Origin of the sequence: Streptomyces vilmorinianum (assembly GCF_005517195.1) — a bacterium.
Lineage (GTDB): Bacteria > Actinomycetota > Actinomycetes > Streptomycetales > Streptomycetaceae > Streptomyces > Streptomyces vilmorinianum.
The window spans coordinates 1444967-1464187 of record NZ_CP040244.1 but is presented as its reverse complement, the minus strand read 5'-3'; the positions used below and the strand labels follow the sequence as shown (position 1 = coordinate 1464187).

Sequence of the window (19221 nt, the reverse complement as noted above, 5' to 3'; positions counted from 1 at the left end):
CCGCCGCGGCGGCGTCCGCTCCTCAGTCGCGCCGCGCCGGCGGCACGGGCAGGTCGGTGAGCTCGATCCCGAACAGGTCGCGGTAGGCCGCCCTCACCTCGTCCCCGCCCCCCGCGCCGTCCAGCAGCCGCTCCGTGCGCTCGCCGTTCACGCTCGTGACGAGCTTGTGGCCGCTGAGGGTGACCCGGCCGTCCTCCGTGAGCCGGGAGCAGATCAGCGAGCGCGTGAAGTGGGAGTCCGGGGAGGTGCGGTGGTACCAGGCACCCACCGTGAAGTCGGCGGGCACGCGCGGCCGCAGCTCCAGCCGGTACTGAGGCTTGCCGTTCCGCAGCACCTCCAGGTCCCCGTCCTCGGTCTCCTCGATACGGAACGTGCCGCCGGGATCCGTCTGGTCGTCCCGCTCGTCCAGCGCCAGCGGGAAGTGACTGTGGTCGCCGAAACCGACGTCCGCGAGCCACCGCCTCCCCTCTGCCTCCACCAGCACCGCCATGTGGTCGTACGGGATGCCCAGCCGGCCTCCCTCGCCGTAGCAGCGCGCCTGAAGGAGGCTGACGCGAAAGCCGAGTTCGCGCAGCAGGACGGCGAAGGTGGTGTTGACCTCGTAGCAGAACCCGCCCCTGCGGGCGCCGACGATCTTGTCGAGGAGCGGCTTCTCCTCCAGGACGATGTCCTCGCCGAGGTGGATCGACAGGTTCTCGAAGGGGACCGTTCTCAAGTGCCGCAGATGCAGGTCTCGCAGGGCGGCCACGTCGGGGCGGTCCGGACGCGCCGCTCCGATGCGTCGCAGGTAGGCGTCGACGGTCGCGCCGGGCGTCGGCAGGGGCTCTGTGGTCATACGGAGAGTCTGCCGCCGTCTGCCCGCGGCCGCCCATAAGGCTCTGGTCCTAGGTCCGTTGGCCCAGGCGCCCGTCCGGTCCGCCCCGCTAGCGTGCGGGCCATGACCGATCACGCACCGCCCCGCCCTCGCGCGCGGCGCAAGCAGGACGTCCTCACCCTGCTCGACCAGGAGCAGGACCTCTGGGTCGCGACCGCTTCCGCGCACGACGGACCGTGCCTGGTGCCGCTGTCGTTCGTCTGGGACGTCCCGGACGGCCGGTCCGACAGCGGGACGCTCCTGCTGTGCACGAGGCGGACCAATCCCACGGCCCGCAACCTCACCCCGGACGGTGAGATCCGGCTCAGCCTCGGCCACACCCGCGACGTGGTGCTGATCGAAGGATCGGCCGAGGCGGTCGAAGGCGCCGATCTGCCGAAGGCCTCCGCCGACGCCTTCGCCGCCAAGCTGGACTGGGATCCCCGCGACCGGTCGGCCTGGATCTATCTCAGGGTCACGCCCAGGTCCGTGAAGGCGTGGCGCGAGGAGAACGAACTGGCCGAGCGTGTGCTCATGCGGGACGGCGCGTGGCTGGTCTAGCCGCTGGGCGGGGCTAAGCCACGGGCACAGCCTCGGATTCCTCGGCCCGTGGCGGCAGTTCGCGTGTGCGCGGCAGCGGTGACGGGAGCAGCCACAGTACGGCGAGTACGGCTCCGGCGGTGGCGATCCACAGCGTCGGGCGCAGCCCGACGGCCGTACCGAGCAGACCCCCGGCGAGTGCGCCGAGCGGGCGGAATCCGTGGTTGAGGGTGGGTAGGCGCCCATCACCCGGGCGCGGACGGCGTCGGGTATCAGCGCCATCTGGAACGATCCCGCCGCGATGTCGACGACCATGACGCCGACACAGGAGAGGAACTCGGCCGCGAACAGCAGGGCGACGACCAGGAGCGTCGGGCCCTCGGCGAGGGGTATCAGCAGCAGCGGCAGGGTGAAGCCGAGAAAGCCGGCCACGATGGAAGGACCGATCCCGAAGCGGCGTACGACCGCCCCGCTGCAGACGGCCCCGATCAGCCCGCCGACGGCTCCCGCGCCGAGCACGGCGCCGAGAACACCCGCGCTCAGGCCCAGTTCGACCGTGGCGTACAGCACGAACAGTGTGTGGAACATGTAGTTGAAGAACTGGATCGTGCCGGAGGCCGCGAACAGCGCCCGCATGGACCGGTTCCGGAGAACCCAGCGCAGCCCTTCGGTGAAGTGGCCCTTGTGGACCGGGGAGGGCGGTGGTTCCACGGCCTTGATCCGGGCCAGACTGCCGGCCGATGCCAGGTAGGTCAGGGCGTCGGCGAGCAGGGCGAGGGGCGCGGTGAGGAACTGCACGAGCAGACCACCGATCCCGGGGCCGGCCAGCCAGGCCATCGAACGGCTGCCGTTGACCAGCGAGTTGGCCTGCACATAGCGCTCGGTCGGGACCAGTGCCACCAGCACGGTGGTGTTGCAGACCTCGAACAGGACGGTCAGCGCGCCGATCCCGAAGGCCACGGCGTAGAGCTGGCCGAGAGTGAAAGCGTCGAGCAGATACGCGACCGGGAGGGTGAGCAGCAGCGCCGCCCGTCCGAGGTCGGCGGCGATCATGGCGCGCCGCCGCCGGGCCTGCCGGTCCGCCCAGGCCCCGAGAGGGAGGTTGAGCAGGAGTGCGGGCAGGAGTTCGGCGGTCTTGAGCCAGCCCATCTCCGCGGCGTCCGCGCCGAGTACGAGCACGGCGGCGAGCGGAATCGCGATGAGGGAGATCTGGTCCCCGACGAGCGAGACGGTCTGTCCGGTCCAGTAACGCCGGAAGGATCTCTCGCGCAGCAGCGCGGGTATGCGTTCCGCCACGCTCATCTCTCACTCCTCACGGTCGTCGTCCTCGTCGGGGATGTCACGGTCCAGGTAGGCGATGCGCAGGACGCTGACGGGCCGCGCCCCTTCCGGTCGCAGGGACGGGTCGGACTCGCGTACCTCGTAGGGGCGCAGCAGCTCGTCGATCCGCCTGCCGAAGGCCGCGAGCTCGTCGGGCGTGAGGTAGAGGAGGGAGTCTCCGAACATCTCGGCCTCCCGCCACTCCCGCGGCAGCCGGTGCCGGTCCTCCATGGCCCGCAGGACCCGCTCGAAGTACCGCTCGGCGACCGCGGCGCTCAGTACGTCCGCCGCCTCCGCGACCGCCGCGTCCTCGCTGTCCTTGGGCCATTCGGTGTACCGGGCCGTCGCCCGCCAGGGCTTCTCCCTGCCCCGGCCGCCCGACGCCTCCTCCACCAGCCCGTACTTCGCGAGTATCCGCAGGTGGTAGGAGCAGCTGGCGACCGACTCCCCGGTCAGCTCGGCGGCCCGGGTGGCGGTGAACGGCCCGCTCCGCCTCAGCAGGCCGACCAGGGCCATCCGCGTGGGATGGGCGTACGCCCGCAGGGCCCGGGGGTCCGTGAGGCTGATGCTGCGGGGCTGCTCGGCGCCCGGGGGCGTCGCTGCGGTCTCGTTCTCCGGCATGATGTAAAGGTATCTTTAGAAAGATTCCTTTACAAGGATCCTCACCCCTCACCCCCTCTCGGCACGGCCACGAGCCCCTGGCCGGCCCCCGTCACCGCGATCGCTCCGTCCCGGTCCGTCCGGAGCACCTCCGTTCCCCCGGCCCGCAGCGCCTGCACCGTCCGGGCCGAAGGATGGCCGTACGGGTTGTCGCGCCCGGCCGACACCAGCGCCAGCCTCGGCCGGACCGCCCGTATCAACCCGGGGTCCTGGTGGGCGGAGCCATGGTGGGCGACCTTGAGCACATCCACCGGGGCCAGCGCGGGGTACGCCCGTAACAGGCCCTGCTGGGCGGGCGGTTCGAGGTCTCCCAGGAGGAGCAGGCTCAGTCCTGCCGCAGTCCGCACGAGCAGCGTCACGCTGGCGTCGTTCGGCCCGGCCTCCTCCGCCCGCACCGCCTCGGGAGCCACGCGGGGCCACAACACCTGCCACTCCAGCGGGCCCACGCGCCGCCGCTCCCCCGGCCCCGCCGGTACGACGGGGACCCCCGCCGCGGCGGCCGTCCGCCGCACGAACGCCGCCTGCCCCTGGGGCTCCTCCAGCCCGGTCGTCTGGATCGCCCCGACCGTCCGGCCGCGCAGCACCCCGGACAGTCCCGCGACATGGTCCGCATGGAAGTGCGTCAGGACCAGCAGCGGGATCCGGCGGACCCCGAGGTCGTGGAGGCAGCGGTCCACGAGCGCCGGATCGGGCCCCGCGTCCACGACCACGGCCGTGTCCCCGCCGGCCGACAGCACCGTCGCGTCCCCCTGACCCACCTGGCACATCGCGAACGCCCAACCCGGCGGCGGCCATCCGGTGACCAGCCGGGTCAGCGGTGGCGGCCGCACCACCGCGAGCAGCAGCAGAACGACACAGCCCACGGCGATCCTCCGCCGGTACGGCAGCCTCCACGCCCCCAGGGCCATCAGGCCGAAGAGCCCGGCCAGCAGCAGCCCGCCCCACCAGCCTCCCGGCCAGGAGGCCTCGGCGCCCGGCAGCGCCGCACCGGTGCGGGCCACGCCGGCGATCCAGCCGGCCGGCCAGGCCGCGATCCTCGCCACCAGCTCGGCGGCCGGCAGCGAGACCGGGGCCAGGGCGAGCGCGGCGAACCCGAGGATCGTGGCCGGGGCGACGGCCAGCTCGGCGAGCAGGTTGCTGGGGATCGCGACCAGACTCACCCGGGCGGCGAAGACCGCCACCACGGGCGCGCACACGGCCTGCGCCGCCAAGGCCGCGGCCAGCGCCTCGGCGAGCCTGTCCGGCACCCGGCGCCGCCGCAGCGCCTCGCTCCACCGCGGCGCGATCGTGAGCAGCGCCCCCGTGGCGAGGACCGAGAGGAGGAAGCCGTAACTCCGTGCCAGCCAGGGGTCGTAGAGCACGAGCATCAGCACCGCGGCCGCCAGCGCGGGGATCAGCGATCTGCGGCGCCCCGTACCGATGGCGAGCAGGGCGACCGCGCCACAGGCCGCGGCCCGCAGCACGCTCGGATCGGGTCGGCAGACGATGACGAAGGCAAGCGTGAGACCTCCCCCGATCAGCGCGGTCGACCGCAACGGGATCCCGAGCCGGGGCGCGAGTCCGCCGCGCTCGGCCCGCATGGCGGCGCCCGGCCGGCCGATGAGAAGCAGCAACACGATCGTGAGGTTGGACCCGGACACGGCAAGGAGGTGTGTGAGGTCCGTCGCCTCGAAGGCGTCGCTCAGCTCCGGCTCGATGCGGGAGGTGTCACCGACGACCAGTCCGGGCAACAGCGCCCGGGCGTCCGGCGCGAGACCGTCGGTCGCGCGCCGCAGACCTGCCCGCAGCTCCCCGGCCGTGCGCTGCACGGCGCTCGGCGGCCCCGTGATCCGTGGTGGCCCGGCCCCGTCGACCCGCAGCACCGCCGCGAACCGGTCTTCCGGGCGCAGCGGTGGTGCGAGCCGAGCTGTCGTCCTCAGCCGGGTCGAGGGCAGCAGCCCCAGCCACTCCCGCTGGGCTCCCCCGGCCGGCACGATCAGCAGGACCGGCGTCCTGGTCCGGTGCACCGCTCCGTGGTGCGCCTCGATCCGCGTCGCCTCGCCGTCCAGGACGACGGAGACCGGAGCCGTCCGGTCGCCTCGGATCCGGGGCCGGGTGAGTCGTGGATCGGAGGTGACCGTCACCTCCACGTCCGCCCGTGCGTACTCGGCCGCAAGGCCCGGCACCGGACCGCGCCTCAGATCCGCCGCGTGCAGCCCGCCCGACGCGGCACCCGCCGCCGCGCAGAGCAGCACCGCCGCACCCGCGGTGGCCCTGAGCCCACGCCCGGCCGGTGACCCCCGAGCCACTACCGTCGCCAGCAGAACCGCGGCGCCGAGTGTGGAGGTGAGCACTCCCGCGAAGACCCACCACCCGGTGGCGCCCACCGCCAGCGCGGCCGCTCCCCAGGCCGCCAACGCCGGCAGCACGAGCCGGAGGTCGGCCGGGCCTTCCTCCTGTCCGCCGTGGGGCGGGGCGGGCGCGCTCACGGCCGGACCAGAGGGGCGAGGTCGGCGAACCGGCGCTCGCCGATGCCGTTGACCTCGCGCAGCTCGGCGACCGACCGGAACCCGCCGTGCTCCGTGCGGTGGTCGACGATGTGCTGCGCAAGAACGGGTCCGACCCCGGGCAGCGTGTCGAGCTGCTCCACCGTCGCCGAGTTGAGGCTCAGCGGAGCCGCCCGCCCACCGGCCGGCCCCCCTGACCCCGCACTCGCACCCGCACCCGCCGTGCCCCCGACGGCCGTCGCCGGCAGACCGACCACGACCTGTTCGCCGTCCATGAGGATCCGGGCCCGGTTGAGTCCGGTGACGTCCGTGCCCGGCCGGACCCCTCCGGCCGCGCGCAGTGCGTCCGCGACCCTCGATCCGGCCGGCAGGGTCAGCACTCCGGGCCGCCTCACCTTGCCGCCCACATCGACCACGACCGCCGATGGTGGCGCCCCTGCCGTCGGCTCCGCCGAGACCGCCGGAGAAGCCCCGCTCTCCGGCAGCGGCGCCGCGCGTACGATCTCGGGCGCCCGGACGGTCTCCGGCCGCCCGGTCCAGAAGTACCGGCCGGCGAAGCCTGCGGCCACCACCAGGACCACGGCCAGGGCGGCCAGCGTCCGCGGTTCGAGGCCGCACCTGGACTGCACCCACACCGGCAGCCGTTCACTCAGCGCGAGCCTCAGCCGTTCCCACCGCCCCGGCCCCGCCACCTCCTCCCGCGCTCCGGGTGGAACCGCCACCTCCGCGGCGCCCCACTCCACCCTGGGTGGAGGTACGGCGGGCGGCGCCGCGGACGGGAACAGCGCCTCTCCTCGACGCCGTACGGCGGCACCGCTCGCCGCGACGGTGTGTCTCGCCCGCGCCCGCCGCCGTGCTCGCGCGGGAGGCGAGCCCCGTCCGCCGATGCGGGTACGCCCGTCCGATCCGGGCGCGCGGCCCGGACCGCTGGACGCGGCCGCCCTCCTCACCGAGGGCGCGGCTGTGGTCGTCGTTGCGTGACGTGTTGCGTGACGTGTTGCGAGATGTGTGCGAAGAGCCATGGACAGGACGGTAGGCACATCTGTCCGAACCTGCCGAGATGCCTCAATTTCAGTGGACAAGCGCCGAGTTGTGGAAAATCCCGTCACTCACACGAGGGATCCGATGCGTCAGTGGGGCGAGATCACGACAGCGAGCAGCCCCGGGCCCGTGTGCGCTCCGATGACCGCGCCCACTTCGCTGACCTGCAACTCCTCGATGCCCGGTACCCGTTCCCGCAGCCGGTCGGCCAGGGCGGCGGCCCGCTCGGGCGCGGAGAGATGGTGCACCGCGATGTCGACCGTGCCGGAACCGGCCCGTTCCACGGCGATCTCCTCGAGGCGGGCGATCGCCTTCGACGCGGTCCGCACCTTCTCGCGCAGCTCGATCCGCCCTCCGTCGAGCTGCAGCAGCGGCTTCACCGCGAGCGCGGAGCCGAGCAGCGCCTGGGCGGCACCGATCCGCCCTCCCCTGCGGAGATAGTCGAGCGTGTCGACGTAGAAGAAGGCGGAGGTCCCGGCGGCCCGCTTCTCGGCCGCGGCGACCGCCTCGTCGATCGAGCCGCCGGCGTCCACGACCTCGGCGGCCGCCAGCGCGCAGAAGCCGAGCGCCATCCCCACCATCCGGGTGTCGACCACCCGGACCGGTACAGGAGCATCCTTCGCCGCCAGCACGGCGGCGTCGTACGTCCCGGAGAACTCGGCGGAGAGATGGAGCGAGACGATGCCCCGCGCCCCGGCCTCGGCCGCGGCGCGATAGGTCGCCGCGAAGACCTCGGGGCCCGGCCGCGAGGTGGTCACCGGCCGCCGCTTCTGGAGGGCCTGGGCCAGCGAGCGGGCCGAGATCTCGGTCCCCTCCTCAAGCGCCCTGTCGCCGATGACGACGGTGAGCGGGACCGCGGTGATGCCGTGCCGCTCCATCGTCTGGGCTGGCAGGTAGGCCGTGGAATCGGTGACGATCGCGACATGCCGGGACATGAGCGGGAGGTTACCCGCCGGGGCCGCCCTACGGCAGCCCGGCCCCCGCTCGCCGAGCGATGCGCGGCGTCAGTTGGTGGTCTCGGGCCGCGCCGACTTCTCCCACGGGTAGGCGGTCCGACGCGGATCGCGCGCCGTGATCGCCGGCGGCGGCTGCTGACCCTGGGCCGGTGCGTCCGGGCGCCCGGCGGCCTCCGCAGGCGCCTGCGCGTTCGCTTCCGCCTCCGCGGGCCACACCTGCTCCCGCGCTGCTTCCGGCGCGGCGGCGCCCGCCTCGGGCCACGCGAAGTCCCCCGAGGCAGGGTCCTGCTCGGCGGCCCCCGACCAGTGGCGCAGCGCACCCGCCTCCATGTCGATCTGCGCGCTCAGCGAGCTGAGGTCGTCCTCCGCGAACTTCTGGGCCCGGTCCCTGGCCGCCCAGCGCAGCGAGTCGGCCGAGTGCGTGATCCGCTCCGTACGCTCCCGCAGCGCGGAGAGCTGCGCGGCCACCCTCGACCGGTCGGGCTCCCGCTCCAGGCGCTTGAGGTCCTCGTCCAGCTCGTGTCCGTGGGCGCTGAGCCGCCGGAACAGTTCGAGCGACTCCTTCAGCGACGCGTCCTCGACGACGCCCGCCTGCAGGGCGTCCTGCGTCGCGCGCATCGAGGTGCGCAGGGAGAGCCGCAGGTGGGCCAGTTCGCCGGCGACCCCACCCTGGCCGTAGCTCTTGGCGCGCAGGGTCGTGTCCTCGACCGTGCGCCGGGCGTGGTTGATGGTGCGGTCGACCCCGCGCTTGGCGGCCTTGACCACCTTCACGGTCGCGTACACGCCCAGCGCCACGAAGGCGAAGAAGAGCAGCGCCATGATCACAATCGCGGCTTCCATGTGCGCGCCTCCGGCGTGGGTCGGCTTACCTCAGCTGTTGTTCTTCCACCGTAAACGGAACGGGCAGGCCGAGGGTTCCATCGGAACCCCCAACCTGCCCGTAGGGGAAACCCCTCATAGCCCCGCCGTCAGAGCTGTCGGGGCCTCGCCGCGCGCCGTCAGGCGACGATGTTGACCAGCTTCGGCGCGCGGACGATCACCTTGCGGATCTCCGCGCCGCCCAGCGCCGCGACCACGTTCGCGTCGCCCAGTGCCAGCGCCTCCAGCTCCGCGTCCGTGATCGACGGGGAGACCTCCAGGCGCGCCTTGACCTTGCCCTTGATCTGGACGACGCAGGTCACGGTCTCGTCCACGACGTACGCCGGGTCGGCGACCGGGAAGTCCTGGTGGACGACCGAGTCGGTGTGGCCCAGCTTGCGCCACAGCTCCTCGGCGATGTGCGGGGCCAGCGGGGCGACCAGCAGCACCAGCCGCTCGGCGACCGAGCGCGAGACCGCGCCACCCGCCTTGGTCAGGTGGTTGTTCAGCTCGGTGACCTTGGCGATGGCGGTGTTGAAGCGCATCGCCGCCATGTCCTGGGAGACACCGTCGATCGCCTTGTGCAGGGCACGCAGCGTGTCCTCGTCGGGCTCGGCGTCGGTGACCGTGGCCTCGCCGGTCGACTCGTCGACGATGTTGCGCCACAGTCGCTGCAGCAGCCGGTACTGGCCGACCACCGCGCGCGTGTCCCACGGGCGGGAAACGTCCAGCGGGCCCATCGCCATCTCGTACAGGCGCAGGGTGTCGGCGCCGAACTCGGCGCAGATCTCGTCCGGGGTGACGGCGTTCTTCAGGGACTTGCCCATCTTGCCCAGGACGCGGCTGACCTTCTCGCCCTGGTACCAGTAGCCGCCGTCGCGCTCCTCGACCTCGGCCGCCGGCACGGCGATGCCGCGCGCGTCACGGTAGACGAAGGCCTGGATCATGCCCTGGTTGTACAGCTTGTGGAACGGCTCGGCCGAAGAGACGTGGCCCAGGTCGAACAGCACCTTGGACCAGAACCGCGCGTACAGCAGGTGCAGTACGGCGTGCTCGGCACCGCCCACGTACAGGTCGACGCCGCCGGTCGGCATGCCCTCGCGCGGGCCCATCCAGTACTGCTCGATGGCCGGGTCGACCAGCTTCTCGGAGTTGTTCGGGTCCAGGTAGCGCAGCTCGTACCAGCAGGAACCGGCCCAGTTGGGCATGGTGTTGGTCTCGCGGCGGTACTTCTTGGGGCCGTCGCCCAGGTCCAGGGTGACGTTGACCCAGTCCTCGTTGCGGGACAGCGGGGTCTCGGGCCGGGTGTCGGCGTCGTCCGGGTCGAAGGTGCGCGGCGAGTAGTCGTCGACCTCGGGCAGCTCCAGCGGCAGCATCGACTCGGGCAGCGCGTGCGCGACGCCGTCCTCGTCGTAGACGATCGGGAAGGGCTCGCCCCAGTAGCGCTGGCGGCTGAACAGCCAGTCGCGCAGCCGGAAGTTGACCGTTCCCTCGCCGATGCCGCGGTCGGCCAGCCAGGCGGTGATCTTCGCCTTGGCGTCGACGACACCCAGGCCGTCCAGCGAGATCTCGCCGTTGGCGGAGTTGACCAGCTTCGCCTCGTAGGAGGAGAAGGCGTCGTCCCACGCGGACGGGTCGGTGCCGCGGTCGTCGCTCGGCTCCACCACGCAGCGCATGGGCAGCTCGAAGGCGCGCGCGAAGGCGAAGTCACGGGTGTCGTGCGCGGGGACGGCCATGATGGCGCCGGTGCCGTAGCCCATCAGGACGTAGTCGGCGATGAAGACGGGCACCTGCTCGCCGCTGACCGGGTTGGTCGCGTACGCGCCGGTGAAGACGCCGGTCTTGTCCTTGGCCTCGGCCTGACGCTCGACGTCGGACTTGGAGGCGGCCTGCTTGCGGTACGCGGCGACGGCGTCGGCCGGGCCGGCGTGGCCGCCCGTCCACACGTCGTGGGTGCCGGCGGGCCACGCGTCCGGGACGATCTTCTCGACCAGGTCGTGCTCCGGGGCCAGCACCATGTAGGTGGCGCCGAACAGGGTGTCCTGACGGGTGGTGAAGACGGTGATCGCGCCGGCCTCGCCGACCTGGAAGTCGACGCGGGCGCCCTCGGAGCGGCCGATCCAGTTGCGCTGCTGCAGCTTGATGGCCTCGGGCCAGTCCAGCCCGTCCAGGTCGTCCAGCAGACGGTCCGCGTAAGCGGTGATCCGCATGTTCCACTGGCTCAGCTTGGCCTTGAAGACGGGGAAGTTGCCGCGCTCGGAGCGGCCGTCCGCGGTGACCTCCTCGTTGGCCAGGACGGTGCCCAGGCCGGGGCACCAGTTGACCGGCGCGTCGGAGGCGTACGCCAGGCGGTACTCGCCCAGGACGTCGGCGCGCTCGGCGGCGCTCAGCTCGCTCCACGCGCGCGTGGAGCCGGGGACCTCACGGGTGCCGTTCTCGAACTGCTCGACCAGCTCGGCGATCGGGCGGGCCTTCTTCGCCTCGACGTCGTACCAGGAGTTGTAGATCTGCAGGAAGATCCACTGGGTCCACTTGTAGTACTCCGGGTCGATCGTGGCGAACGACCGGCGCTTGTCGTGGCCCAGGCCCAGCCGGCGCAGCTGGACCTTCATGTTCTCCATGTTGGCCTCGGTGGACACGCGCGGGTGCGTGCCCGTCTGCACGGCGTACTGCTCGGCCGGCAGGCCGAAGGCGTCGAAGCCCAGGGTGTGCAGCACGTTGTGGCCGGTCATGCGCTGGTGGCGGGCGAAGACATCGGTGGCGATGTAGCCCAGCGGGTGGCCGACGTGCAGGCCCGCGCCCGAGGGGTACGGGAACATGTCCATGATGAACTTCTTGGGCCGGGCCGCGATCGCCGGATCGCCCGCCAGGTCACCGGTCGGGTTCGGCGCCTCGTAGGTGCCCTCGGCGTCCCAGAAATCCTGCCAGCGTGCCTCGATGTCGGCGGCCATGGCAGCCGTATAACGATGCGGGGCCGCCGTCTCGGCAGCCGAATTCATCTCGCTCATGATCCTTGAAGCTCCATCGATCGTCTCTGCCCACTGCCCGCGAACTGCACTGCCACGAAATGAAAAATCCCCTCGCACAGGAGGGGACGCCGCGCCGATTCCGACCGGATCTTTCATCCGTCGGGAATGATCAGCGCGGCTCGCTAAGCAGGAGGCGTACGGCACGCATGGCGTCAGGGTACCGCAGGGCCCGAGCGGGCCGCACCGACGTTCCGCCCCGTGGCCCACGCGCTCGGGCGGGCACGCCACGATGCCCGCGCCACGCCTCGCCGTGCGCCCGAGGCGCCCGGGTTACTCCGCGTATCGCCTCTATCCGGGGCAACCCCAGAGTCAGTAAGCGGTCCCGCGTCCCGTAAACGAGCAAACCACCTACCAGCCGGTATGGGGCGACTTAGCATGCGGCAACGGGACCGCTTATCCGCACCATTCGGAGTCGCCCCCATGAACCCTCATCGCAAGATCCGCTCTTCCCCCGCCCTGCGAACCGGTATGAGCCGGCCGGTTCAGGGCGGGCTTTCGGTCGCGGCACTGGTGATCATTCCGCTGCTCGCCATCGGCGGCAGTGACGGTTTCCGGGCCGCGCTCGATTTCACCAGCGGCGTGCTGTCGCTGGTGTCCCTGACCGCGTCGGTCGCCTGGGGCCTGATAGCCACCGACCGACTGCTGCTCTCCACGCGTCACCGGCTGCTCGCCCAGGGCGTCCACCGCGCCACCGCGGTCGCCGCCCTGGGCTTTCTGCTGCTGCACGGCACGGTCAAGGTCTCCCTCGGCCATGTCGAGCCGATCGGCGCGCTGATCCCCTTCGGCCTGGGCGTCACGGGCACGTCGGCGCTCATCGGCTTCGGCTCGCTCGCCGGACTGCTCATGATCGTCGCGGCCTCGACCGGCGCCCTGCGCAGCACGCTCGCGGGCCGCAGCCAGTTCGCCGCCCGCTGGCGGCCGCTGCACATGCTGGCGTACCCGGCCTGGTGCTTCGCCCTGATGCACGGTCTGTACGCGGGACGGCCGGCGGCCACCTGGGTCGTCGTCCTGTACTGCCTGGCGCTGACCGCGGTCGGCGCGGCCGTGTCCCTGCGGCTGCTGCCCGCCGCCAAGCAGCGAGCGCTCGCGGACCGTTTCGCGGGGCTCCTGATGTCTCTGGAAGGCCGCGCGGAGACCCAGGAGTCCGAGAGGCCCGACCGGCCCGAGGACCCCGCGGAAGCGGCGGAGGAGAGCCGCTACGAGCCCCCCACCGTGTCAGCCGAGTGGCTGGACCGCCCCACCACCCGCCCGACCCTGTCCCCGCCCCCGCCCATTCCGCGCCAGCAGCTGTTCGAGGCGGCTCCCCAGCCGTACGAGTCGGCTCCCCCGGCCCCGCGCACCGGCCCCGGCTTCTCCGCCGGCTTCTCGGCCGCCTACCGCGCGATGTCGCGGGCCGCGCCCGCGCCCGACCCCGCCCCGTACCTCCCCGAAGGCGACGCCCCGCTCGCCGAACGCATCCCCATGACCGAGGAGCTCCCCGTCGTACCCGACCCCTCTCCCCGACCCGGCTACTGGCCCGCGCCCTCACCCCCGATGCCGACCTACACCAGCCCACCCCCCGCGGGTGAGCCCTGGACCGCACCCGCAGGAGACCGCCCGTGAACGCCCCGCTCCCCGACGTCCCCGAGGTTCGCGTGGTCGGGCTGCCGCAGCTCACCCAGGGCTTCGACCTGGTCGAGCGGCTCGGTCTCGCCATGCACCTGAAGGTGCACGGGCCGCTGGATCCGGTGAGCGGTGAGCGGCTCGCGCAGCTCGCGGACGAGATATCCCTCAACGGGCGCGGTGGCGCCGGATTTCCGTTCGGCCGCAAGCTGCGGGCCGTCGCGCAGGCGGCGATCCGCCGTGGGATACGCCCCGTGGTGGTGGTCAACGGCAGCGAGGGCGAGCCCGCCTGCCGCAAGGACACGGTGCTGCTCAACCGCGCCCCGCACCTGATCCTGGACGGGGCCCTGCTGGCCGCGGAGGCGCTCGGTGCCCGGACGCTGATCGTGGCCGTCACCCGTAACTCCACGGAGATCTCCATCCGGTCGGCGCTCGCCGAACGCGGGCTCTCCGACCGGCGCGGACAGGCGCTACGCGCGCGTGTCGTCCGTACTCCCGAGCGCATGGTCTCCGGAGAGGCGTCGGCGGTGATCCGGGCGGTGGGCGGCGGACCCGCCCTGCCGGCCGGCCGGCGGGAGCGCGCGGCGGAGTCGGGGGTCGGCGGTGCGCCGACGCTGCTGTCCAACGCAGAGACGTTCGCGCAGCTCGCCGTGGCCGCCCGGATCGGCCCGCACCGCTACGGCCACACCGGTCTGGACTCGGAGCCCGGCACGGTCATGCTGACCATCTCAGGGGCGGTCGCGCGCCCCATGGTGGTCGAGGTGCCCACAGGCGTCCCGCTGCGGTACGTCCTCCAGCTGGCGGGGGCCCCGCCACTCCCCCAGGGCGTCCTCACGGGCGGGTACCACGGCAACTGGATCGACTCGGTCGGGGTCGACAACGCCGTCGTCTCACGCGCGTCCCTGGCGGCCGTCGGCGGCGCCCTGGGAGCGGGGGCGATCCTGCCGATCGGTCCCGAGACGTGCCCGCTCGGGGAGTCGCTGCGGGTCGCGAACTGGCTCGCGGCGGAGACCGCCGGCCAGTGCGGGCCGTGCCGGCTCGGTCTTCCCGCGGCGGCCGGTGGTCTTTCGGACGTGATGAACGGGGGTGGTCCGGCCGCGCTCGAAGCGCTGCGGGAGGTCACCCAGGCGGTGAAGGGCCGGGGGGCGTGCAAGCACCCGGACGGTTCGGCGCGTTTCTTCGCCTCGACGCTCTCGGCCTTCACGGACGATCTGGCCGCCCATGTCCTCGACGGCGGCTGCGGGCGGCCGACCCTCGGGGTCCTGCCGCTGCCCGCGCCGGGTTACGAGGACGCGGAAGAGTCGATTCCGAGCGGCGAGAAGCTGGCCGTGGACTGGACGCTGTGCCAAGGGCACGGGCTGTGCGCGGACATCGTGCCGGAGCTGATCAGGATGGGCCCTGACGGCTTTCCGGTGCTCGCCGACGCTTCCGTGCCGATGCATCTGCGGGGGCGGGCTCAGCGGGCCGTGCGCCGCTGCCCCGCGCTGGCGCTCCGGGTCGAGCAGGCGCCCCAGGAGCGGCCGGCCCTGCCGCCGGGCGCGGGCCGCAAGGCACTGGGCAGCGGCCGGGGTTGACGCACCTGAGCCCCTGAGCCGCTGAAAACGAAGAAGCGGATCATCCGATTCGGATGATCCGCTTCTTCTTCCTGTGGAGCTAAGGAGAATTGAACTCCTGACCTCCTGCATGCCATGCAGGCGCTCTACCAACTGAGCTATAGCCCCTTGCTGTCCGCCCCGTTCCGGGTTCCCCCCGCGGCGACAGACAGAACATTAACCGGCTCCCCGGGGGATCACCAAATCGTTTCCCTGGCGGTCCGAGGGTGACAGGTAGGGTCCCCCTCTGTGACCGTGTCCGTGCTCGCCAGAACCCGTGCCCGCCAGTGGCCTCTCGCCACCGCCGCGGCGGCCTGTCTCGTGTCGTTCATAGCCTTCTGGGTGGCGCAGCGCCTCGCCCACGTGAACATGCTCGACGTGATGGTCTACCGGGCCGAGGGGGAGACGGTCCGGGCCGGCGGCGACCTCTACGCGATGCGCGCCACCACGGCGAACCTCGCCATGACGTACCCGCCCTTCGCCGGGCTGCTGTTCGTCCCGCTGACGCTGGTGAGCGTCCCGCTGATGCGCACGCTCGCCACCGCCGGGAACCTGCTCCTGGTGATCGCGCTGGTGCAGCTCTCGCTGCAGCTGGTCCGCCCCTCCCTCTCGCGTACGCGACTGTGGCAGCTCACGTTCCTGGTGGCAGCCGTCGTGGTCTGGAGCGAGCCGGTCTGGACGACGCTGCGGTACGGACAGATCAACCTGCTCATCGCGGTGGCGGTGCTGTGGGACTTCACACGCCGGGAGGGAAACCGCTGGGCGGGCGTCGGCATCGGTCTGGCGACTGCGGTGAAGCTCACACCCGGCCTGTTCGTCGTCCTCCTGCTGGCCGCAGGCCTGCTCCTGTGGCGCCGGGACGACCGCTGGAACCAGTGGCTGCGCACGGCCGCCACGGCGACCGCCGTCTTCCTCGGGACGACGCTGGTCAGCGCGGTGATCCTGCCGTACGACTCCCAGCGGTTCTGGACCGAGACGCTCTTCGAGACCGGCCGGGTCGGCTTCGCCGAGGAGACCGCCAACCAGTCGCTGCGCGGGGTGCTGGCCCGGCTGATGCACACCGACGACCCCGGCATGTGGTGGGCGCCGGCCGCGGCCCTGCTCGGTGGCGCGGCGATGGTGCTCGCCGTACGGGCCGCGCTGCGCGGCGACAAGGCCCTGGCCGTGATCGCCTGCGCGATCACGGCGCTGATGATCAGCCCGATCTCCTGGTCCCACCACTGGGTCTGGTGCGTCCCCCTGCTGGTGCTGCTCGTGGACCGCCGCGAGCGCGTGCGGCCGGGATGGACGGTGGCGGCGGTGGCGCTGGCCTTCGCCTCGTTCGCCCTGTGGTGGGTGCCGCACGACCCGGGGCGCCCCGAACTCGACCAGAACGCCGGTCAGATGCTGCTCTCCGCGGTCTATCCGCTGACCGTGACAGCGCTGTTCCTGGGCTACGCCCTCCAGCGGTGGCGTCAGGCCGTGGCGAAGGAGTAGAACCGCTTGAGGGTGCAGTGCTCGTCCAGGAGCCGTCCGTAGATCGGCTCCCCCTCGAGCTCGCGGTAGGTCTCGATCGGGTCGCCTTTTATGATCAGCGCCCGCGCGCACTCCTCGCACCAGTACTGGTACTCGGTGTTGACCGGGTCCATGTCGCGGACAATGGGCGTCCCACTGCCGCACCAGTCGCACTTCCGCCTGTGTGCACCCATCACTCAGCTCCAGCTGTGGCCGCAGGACGTGCGCGCATAGGACACTCCGCCGTTGTCGCCGACGGTCGGCCCGGCGACGGCATCGGTCTCGGCATCCTCGGCACCGCTGGCGGCCATCGCACATTCCCTCCCGTCCGGAACTTCGTCCCCCTCCGGCCGTCCGATTCTGCCATGGCCCCGCAAGAGGGTCAGCGAGCTCGGCGTACCAGGCCGGCCGATGCGCCCAAGATCGAAGCGGCGGCCAGCGCGAGGGCGCATCCCCACAGTGCGTCGGCGGAGGCCTGAACCCCGGGCGCGTGCAGTCGGCCGAGGAAGAGTGTGCCGAATGTCGCGACGCCGATCAGCTGGCCGAGCTGGGTGACGGTGGCGAGCAGACCGCTGGCGTCGGCGGCGTCCTCGGGCCGTACGCCGGCCAGCGCGCCGGTCAGGGCGGGGCTGAAGGCCAGCGAGAGCCCCGCGCCCATGGCGGCGAGTGCCGGATAGAGCATCCAGCCGCCCGCCTCGCCGTTCGCGAGGAGACCGCCCATGGCCCACGCGGCGGCCGCGGCGAGCAGGAATCCGCCCGGGATCAGGAAGCGCTGTCCGCGGGCGGGCCAGCGACGCCAGGTCAGGCCGATCGCGCCGAAGACCACGGCGGCCGGCGCGAAGGTCAGACCGGCCCGCAGGGCACTGTGCCCGAGGCCTCCCTGCAGGTGCAGGGTGAGGGTGAACAGGAAGCCGGCATTGACGGCCATCGCCACGGCGATCCGGAACGCGGCCTGTCCGATGCCGGGGATACGCAGGACGCGCGGGGCGATGAGCGGAGCGCCACCGCGTCGGGCGAGCCGCGACTCGTAGGCGGTGAACGCCGCGAAGACCGCCACGGAGGCCGCGAGCGAGATCCAGGACCAGAGCGGCCAGTCCTGCTCCTGCCCGAGGACCAGGGGGACGGTGAGCAGCGAGACGGCCGCGGCGAGCAGGACCAGTCCGGGCAGGTCGAGGGGCCGGGCGCGCTCGGGCTCGGTGCGGGCGTCGCGCGGCAGCACCCGGGCGCCCAGGGCCAGCAGCGCCAGACCGATGGGGACGTTGACGAGGAAGACCGGCCGCCAGCTGCTGCCGAACAGATCCGCGCTGACGAGGATGCCGCCCGCGACCTGTCCGGCGGCGGCGCCGGTGGCCAGCACGGCGGCGTAGGCGCTGAGCGCGCGGACGCGGCCCTCCCCCGCGAAGTTCCGCTGGATGAGGCTGAGCACCTGGGGGATCATCAGGGCCGCTCCGGCGCCCTGGACGAGCCGGAAGGCGACCAGCTGGCCGGTTCCCGCGGCCAGCCCGCAGGCGAGCGAGGCCCCGGTGAAGACGGCGAGTCCGGCGAGGTACGTCCGCCGGTGGCCGAGCCGGTCTCCGAGGCGGGCGCCGGTGATGAGCAACACCGCGTAGGTGATGGTGTATCCGGCGATGACGAGCTGAAGTCCGGCTCCGGAGGCGGCCAGTTCGGTACGGATGGTGGGGGCGGCGACGTTGACGATGAAGACGTCGAGCAGCGCCATGAACTGCGCGGCGAGCACCACGGCGAGCAGCAGCCGCGGCCGACTGTCGGTGCCACCGTCTTTACTGAGTACGGGACGTGTTGTGGTCGTCGTCATGTCCCGCAGCGTGACGACGATTCGATACGGGTAACGAGAGCCCGCTGATGCTGGTACTGACACCACCTGGCAACGGCGGCACGGGGACTCGACCATGGGGGTGTGACGACTATGGCAGCACCGACACGGCGGCGCCGCAGGCTCGAACTGGCCGCGTTCCTGCGCAGCCGCCGGGCCCGGGTGACCCCTGAGGACGTGGGCATGCCGCCCGGCCTGCGCCGCCGCACGCCCGGTCTGCGCCGCGAGGAGGTCGCCCAGCTCTCCGGCGTCGGTGTCACCTGGTACACCTGGCTGGAACAGGGCCGTCCGATCAACGCCTCCTCCCAGGTGCTCGACGCGGTGGCCCGCACGCTCCGGCTGGACCGTCCCGAGCGCGAGCACCTGTACCACCTGGCGGAGGTGCCGTTCGCGCCGGACCACGGAGCCGTGGACGTGGAGGTGGTCAGTCCGGAGATACAGGGCATCCTGGACGCCCTCGCCCCGCACCCGGCGGTGGTCTACAACAGCCGGTACGACGTGCTGGCGACCAACTCCACGTACGAGGCGCTGTTCCTGCCCTCCGCGCACGACCCGGTGCGCAATCCGCTCGGCATACGCAATGTGCTGTGGACGCTCTTCACCATCCCCGACCCGGCCTGTCCCGTGGTCGACAAGCGCCTCGAACTGCCCCTGATGGTGGCCCAGACGCGCGGTGCCTACGGACGCCATGTGGGCGAGCCCGCCTGGGAGTCGTTCATCCGGCGGCTCTCGGAGGCGAGCCCGGAGTTCGAGCGGCTCTGGCGGAGCGGGGACGTCGTGCCGCCCGGGACCCGGGTGAAGACCTTCCGGCACGACCTCGTGGGCGAGGTCCGGATGACCTCGGTGTCGCTGTCCATCAACGGAATGCCGGAGTGCCGGATCGTGGCGTACACGCCCAACGACGAGGAGAGCCGCCGCGCGATCGAGAGGCTGCGGGGGGACTGACGAAACGACGA

At 72.4% G+C, this 19221-nt stretch carries 14 protein-coding genes, 1 tRNA gene and 1 pseudogene; 5 read left to right on the top strand and 11 right to left on the bottom strand.

Going from position 1 to position 19221, the window contains the following annotated elements; translation table 11 throughout:
- Positions 1-22: 22 nt before the first annotated feature.
- The gene (locus tag FDM97_RS06850) at positions 23-835 is read right to left on the bottom strand and encodes an arylamine N-acetyltransferase family protein (RefSeq protein ID WP_137989358.1); all 813 of its coding nucleotides are present in this window, start codon (positions 833-835) and stop codon (positions 23-25) included.
- Between the two features lie 102 nt (positions 836-937).
- Between FDM97_RS06850 and FDM97_RS06845 the strand changes: the two genes are divergently transcribed.
- A complete protein-coding gene (locus FDM97_RS06845) occupies positions 938-1414 on the top strand; it encodes a pyridoxamine 5'-phosphate oxidase family protein (RefSeq protein ID WP_137989357.1) in 477 nt (158 codons plus the stop codon).
- Between the two features lie 273 nt (positions 1415-1687).
- Here FDM97_RS06845 and FDM97_RS06840 read toward each other — a convergent pair.
- The 7 genes and pseudogenes from FDM97_RS06840 to leuS form a co-directional block, all read right to left on the bottom strand.
- A pseudogene (locus FDM97_RS06840) lies at positions 1688-2695 on the bottom strand (MFS transporter); the annotation flags it as partial.
- Between the two features lie 3 nt (positions 2696-2698).
- Positions 2699-3334: a winged helix-turn-helix domain-containing protein gene (locus tag FDM97_RS06835; protein WP_137989356.1), complete on the bottom strand. Its 636-nt coding sequence runs from the start codon at positions 3332-3334 to the stop codon at positions 2699-2701.
- A 41-nt stretch (positions 3335-3375) separates the two neighbouring features.
- On the bottom strand, positions 3376-5841 hold the full coding sequence (locus tag FDM97_RS06830; protein WP_137989355.1) for a ComEC/Rec2 family competence protein: 2466 nt from the start codon (positions 5839-5841) through the stop codon (positions 3376-3378).
- Positions 5838-6881, bottom strand: a complete 1044-nt coding sequence (locus tag FDM97_RS06825; RefSeq protein WP_137989354.1) for a ComEA family DNA-binding protein — start codon at positions 6879-6881, stop codon at positions 5838-5840. The genes FDM97_RS06830 and FDM97_RS06825 overlap by 4 nt, the downstream gene beginning before the upstream one ends.
- Before the next feature lie 108 nt (positions 6882-6989).
- Entirely contained in the window at positions 6990-7835 is an 846-nt protein-coding gene (locus FDM97_RS06820) for a DegV family protein (protein ID WP_137989353.1), read from the bottom strand.
- Positions 7836-7904: 69 nt separating this feature from the next.
- Positions 7905-8696, bottom strand: coding sequence for a hypothetical protein (locus tag FDM97_RS06815; protein WP_137989352.1), 792 nt, complete (start codon positions 8694-8696; stop codon positions 7905-7907).
- A 158-nt stretch (positions 8697-8854) separates the two neighbouring features.
- Positions 8855-11722: a leucine--tRNA ligase gene (gene leuS, locus FDM97_RS06810; protein WP_137989351.1), complete on the bottom strand. Its 2868-nt coding sequence runs from the start codon at positions 11720-11722 to the stop codon at positions 8855-8857.
- Between the two features lie 489 nt (positions 11723-12211).
- Here leuS and FDM97_RS06805 point away from each other — a divergent pair, with 489 nt between their 5' ends.
- Both FDM97_RS06805 and FDM97_RS06800 read left to right on the top strand, forming a co-directional pair.
- The gene (locus tag FDM97_RS06805) at positions 12212-13345 is read left to right on the top strand and encodes a hypothetical protein (protein ID WP_137989350.1); all 1134 of its coding nucleotides are present in this window, start codon (positions 12212-12214) and stop codon (positions 13343-13345) included.
- Positions 13342-14919: an NADH-quinone oxidoreductase subunit NuoF family protein gene (locus tag FDM97_RS06800; RefSeq protein WP_137989349.1), complete on the top strand. Its 1578-nt coding sequence runs from the start codon at positions 13342-13344 to the stop codon at positions 14917-14919. Before FDM97_RS06805 ends, FDM97_RS06800 begins: the two co-directional genes overlap by 4 nt.
- Before the next feature lie 74 nt (positions 14920-14993).
- Here the strand turns inward: FDM97_RS06800 and FDM97_RS06795 are convergent.
- Positions 14994-15066 (bottom strand) — tRNA-Ala (locus FDM97_RS06795).
- A gap of 120 nt (positions 15067-15186) precedes the next feature.
- Here FDM97_RS06795 and FDM97_RS06790 point away from each other — a divergent pair.
- Complete coding sequence (locus FDM97_RS06790) at positions 15187-16413, top strand: glycosyltransferase 87 family protein (RefSeq protein WP_137989348.1); 1227 nt, start codon at positions 15187-15189, stop codon at positions 16411-16413.
- On the opposite strand, the gene FDM97_RS06785 is transcribed toward FDM97_RS06790, so the two are convergent.
- Together FDM97_RS06785 and FDM97_RS06780 are read right to left on the bottom strand one after the other, a co-directional pair.
- A complete protein-coding gene (locus FDM97_RS06785; protein WP_137989347.1) occupies positions 16392-16625 on the bottom strand; it encodes a hypothetical protein in 234 nt (77 codons plus the stop codon). The genes FDM97_RS06790 and FDM97_RS06785 overlap by 22 nt on opposite strands.
- 188 nt (positions 16626-16813) lie before the next feature.
- Positions 16814-18247 (bottom strand): MFS transporter, encoded by a 1434-nt coding sequence (locus FDM97_RS06780; protein ID WP_175439047.1) that lies wholly within the window; start codon positions 18245-18247, stop codon positions 16814-16816.
- Positions 18248-18358: 111 nt separating this feature from the next.
- Between FDM97_RS06780 and FDM97_RS06775 the strand changes: the two genes are divergently transcribed.
- Complete coding sequence (locus FDM97_RS06775; RefSeq protein ID WP_137989345.1) at positions 18359-19210, top strand: helix-turn-helix transcriptional regulator; 852 nt, start codon at positions 18359-18361, stop codon at positions 19208-19210.
- Positions 19211-19221 lie beyond the last annotated feature (11 nt).

What these genes read in the sequence shown, in the direction of transcription:
- FDM97_RS06850 (WP_137989358.1), bottom strand. Translation starts at nt 835, where the DNA reads ATGACCACAGAGCCCCTGCCGACGCCCGGCGCGACCGTCGACGCCTAC.
- FDM97_RS06845 (WP_137989357.1), top strand. Translation starts at nt 938, where the DNA reads ATGACCGATCACGCACCGCCCCGCCCTCGCGCGCGGCGCAAGCAGGAC.
- FDM97_RS06835 (WP_137989356.1), bottom strand. Translation starts at nt 3,334, where the DNA reads ATGCCGGAGAACGAGACCGCAGCGACGCCCCCGGGCGCCGAGCAGCCC.
- FDM97_RS06825 (WP_137989354.1), bottom strand. Translation starts at nt 6,881, where the DNA reads ATGGCTCTTCGCACACATCTCGCAACACGTCACGCAACACGTCACGCA.
- FDM97_RS06820 (WP_137989353.1), bottom strand. Translation starts at nt 7,835, where the DNA reads ATGTCCCGGCATGTCGCGATCGTCACCGATTCCACGGCCTACCTGCCA.
- FDM97_RS06815 (WP_137989352.1), bottom strand. Translation starts at nt 8,696, where the DNA reads ATGGAAGCCGCGATTGTGATCATGGCGCTGCTCTTCTTCGCCTTCGTG.
- leuS (WP_137989351.1), bottom strand. Translation starts at nt 11,722, where the DNA reads ATGAGCGAGATGAATTCGGCTGCCGAGACGGCGGCCCCGCATCGTTAT.
- FDM97_RS06805 (WP_137989350.1), top strand. Translation starts at nt 12,212, where the DNA reads ATGAGCCGGCCGGTTCAGGGCGGGCTTTCGGTCGCGGCACTGGTGATC.
- FDM97_RS06785 (WP_137989347.1), bottom strand. Translation starts at nt 16,625, where the DNA reads ATGGGTGCACACAGGCGGAAGTGCGACTGGTGCGGCAGTGGGACGCCC.
- FDM97_RS06780 (WP_175439047.1), bottom strand. Translation starts at nt 18,247, where the DNA reads ATGACGACGACCACAACACGTCCCGTACTCAGTAAAGACGGTGGCACC.
- FDM97_RS06775 (WP_137989345.1), top strand. Translation starts at nt 18,359, where the DNA reads ATGGCAGCACCGACACGGCGGCGCCGCAGGCTCGAACTGGCCGCGTTC.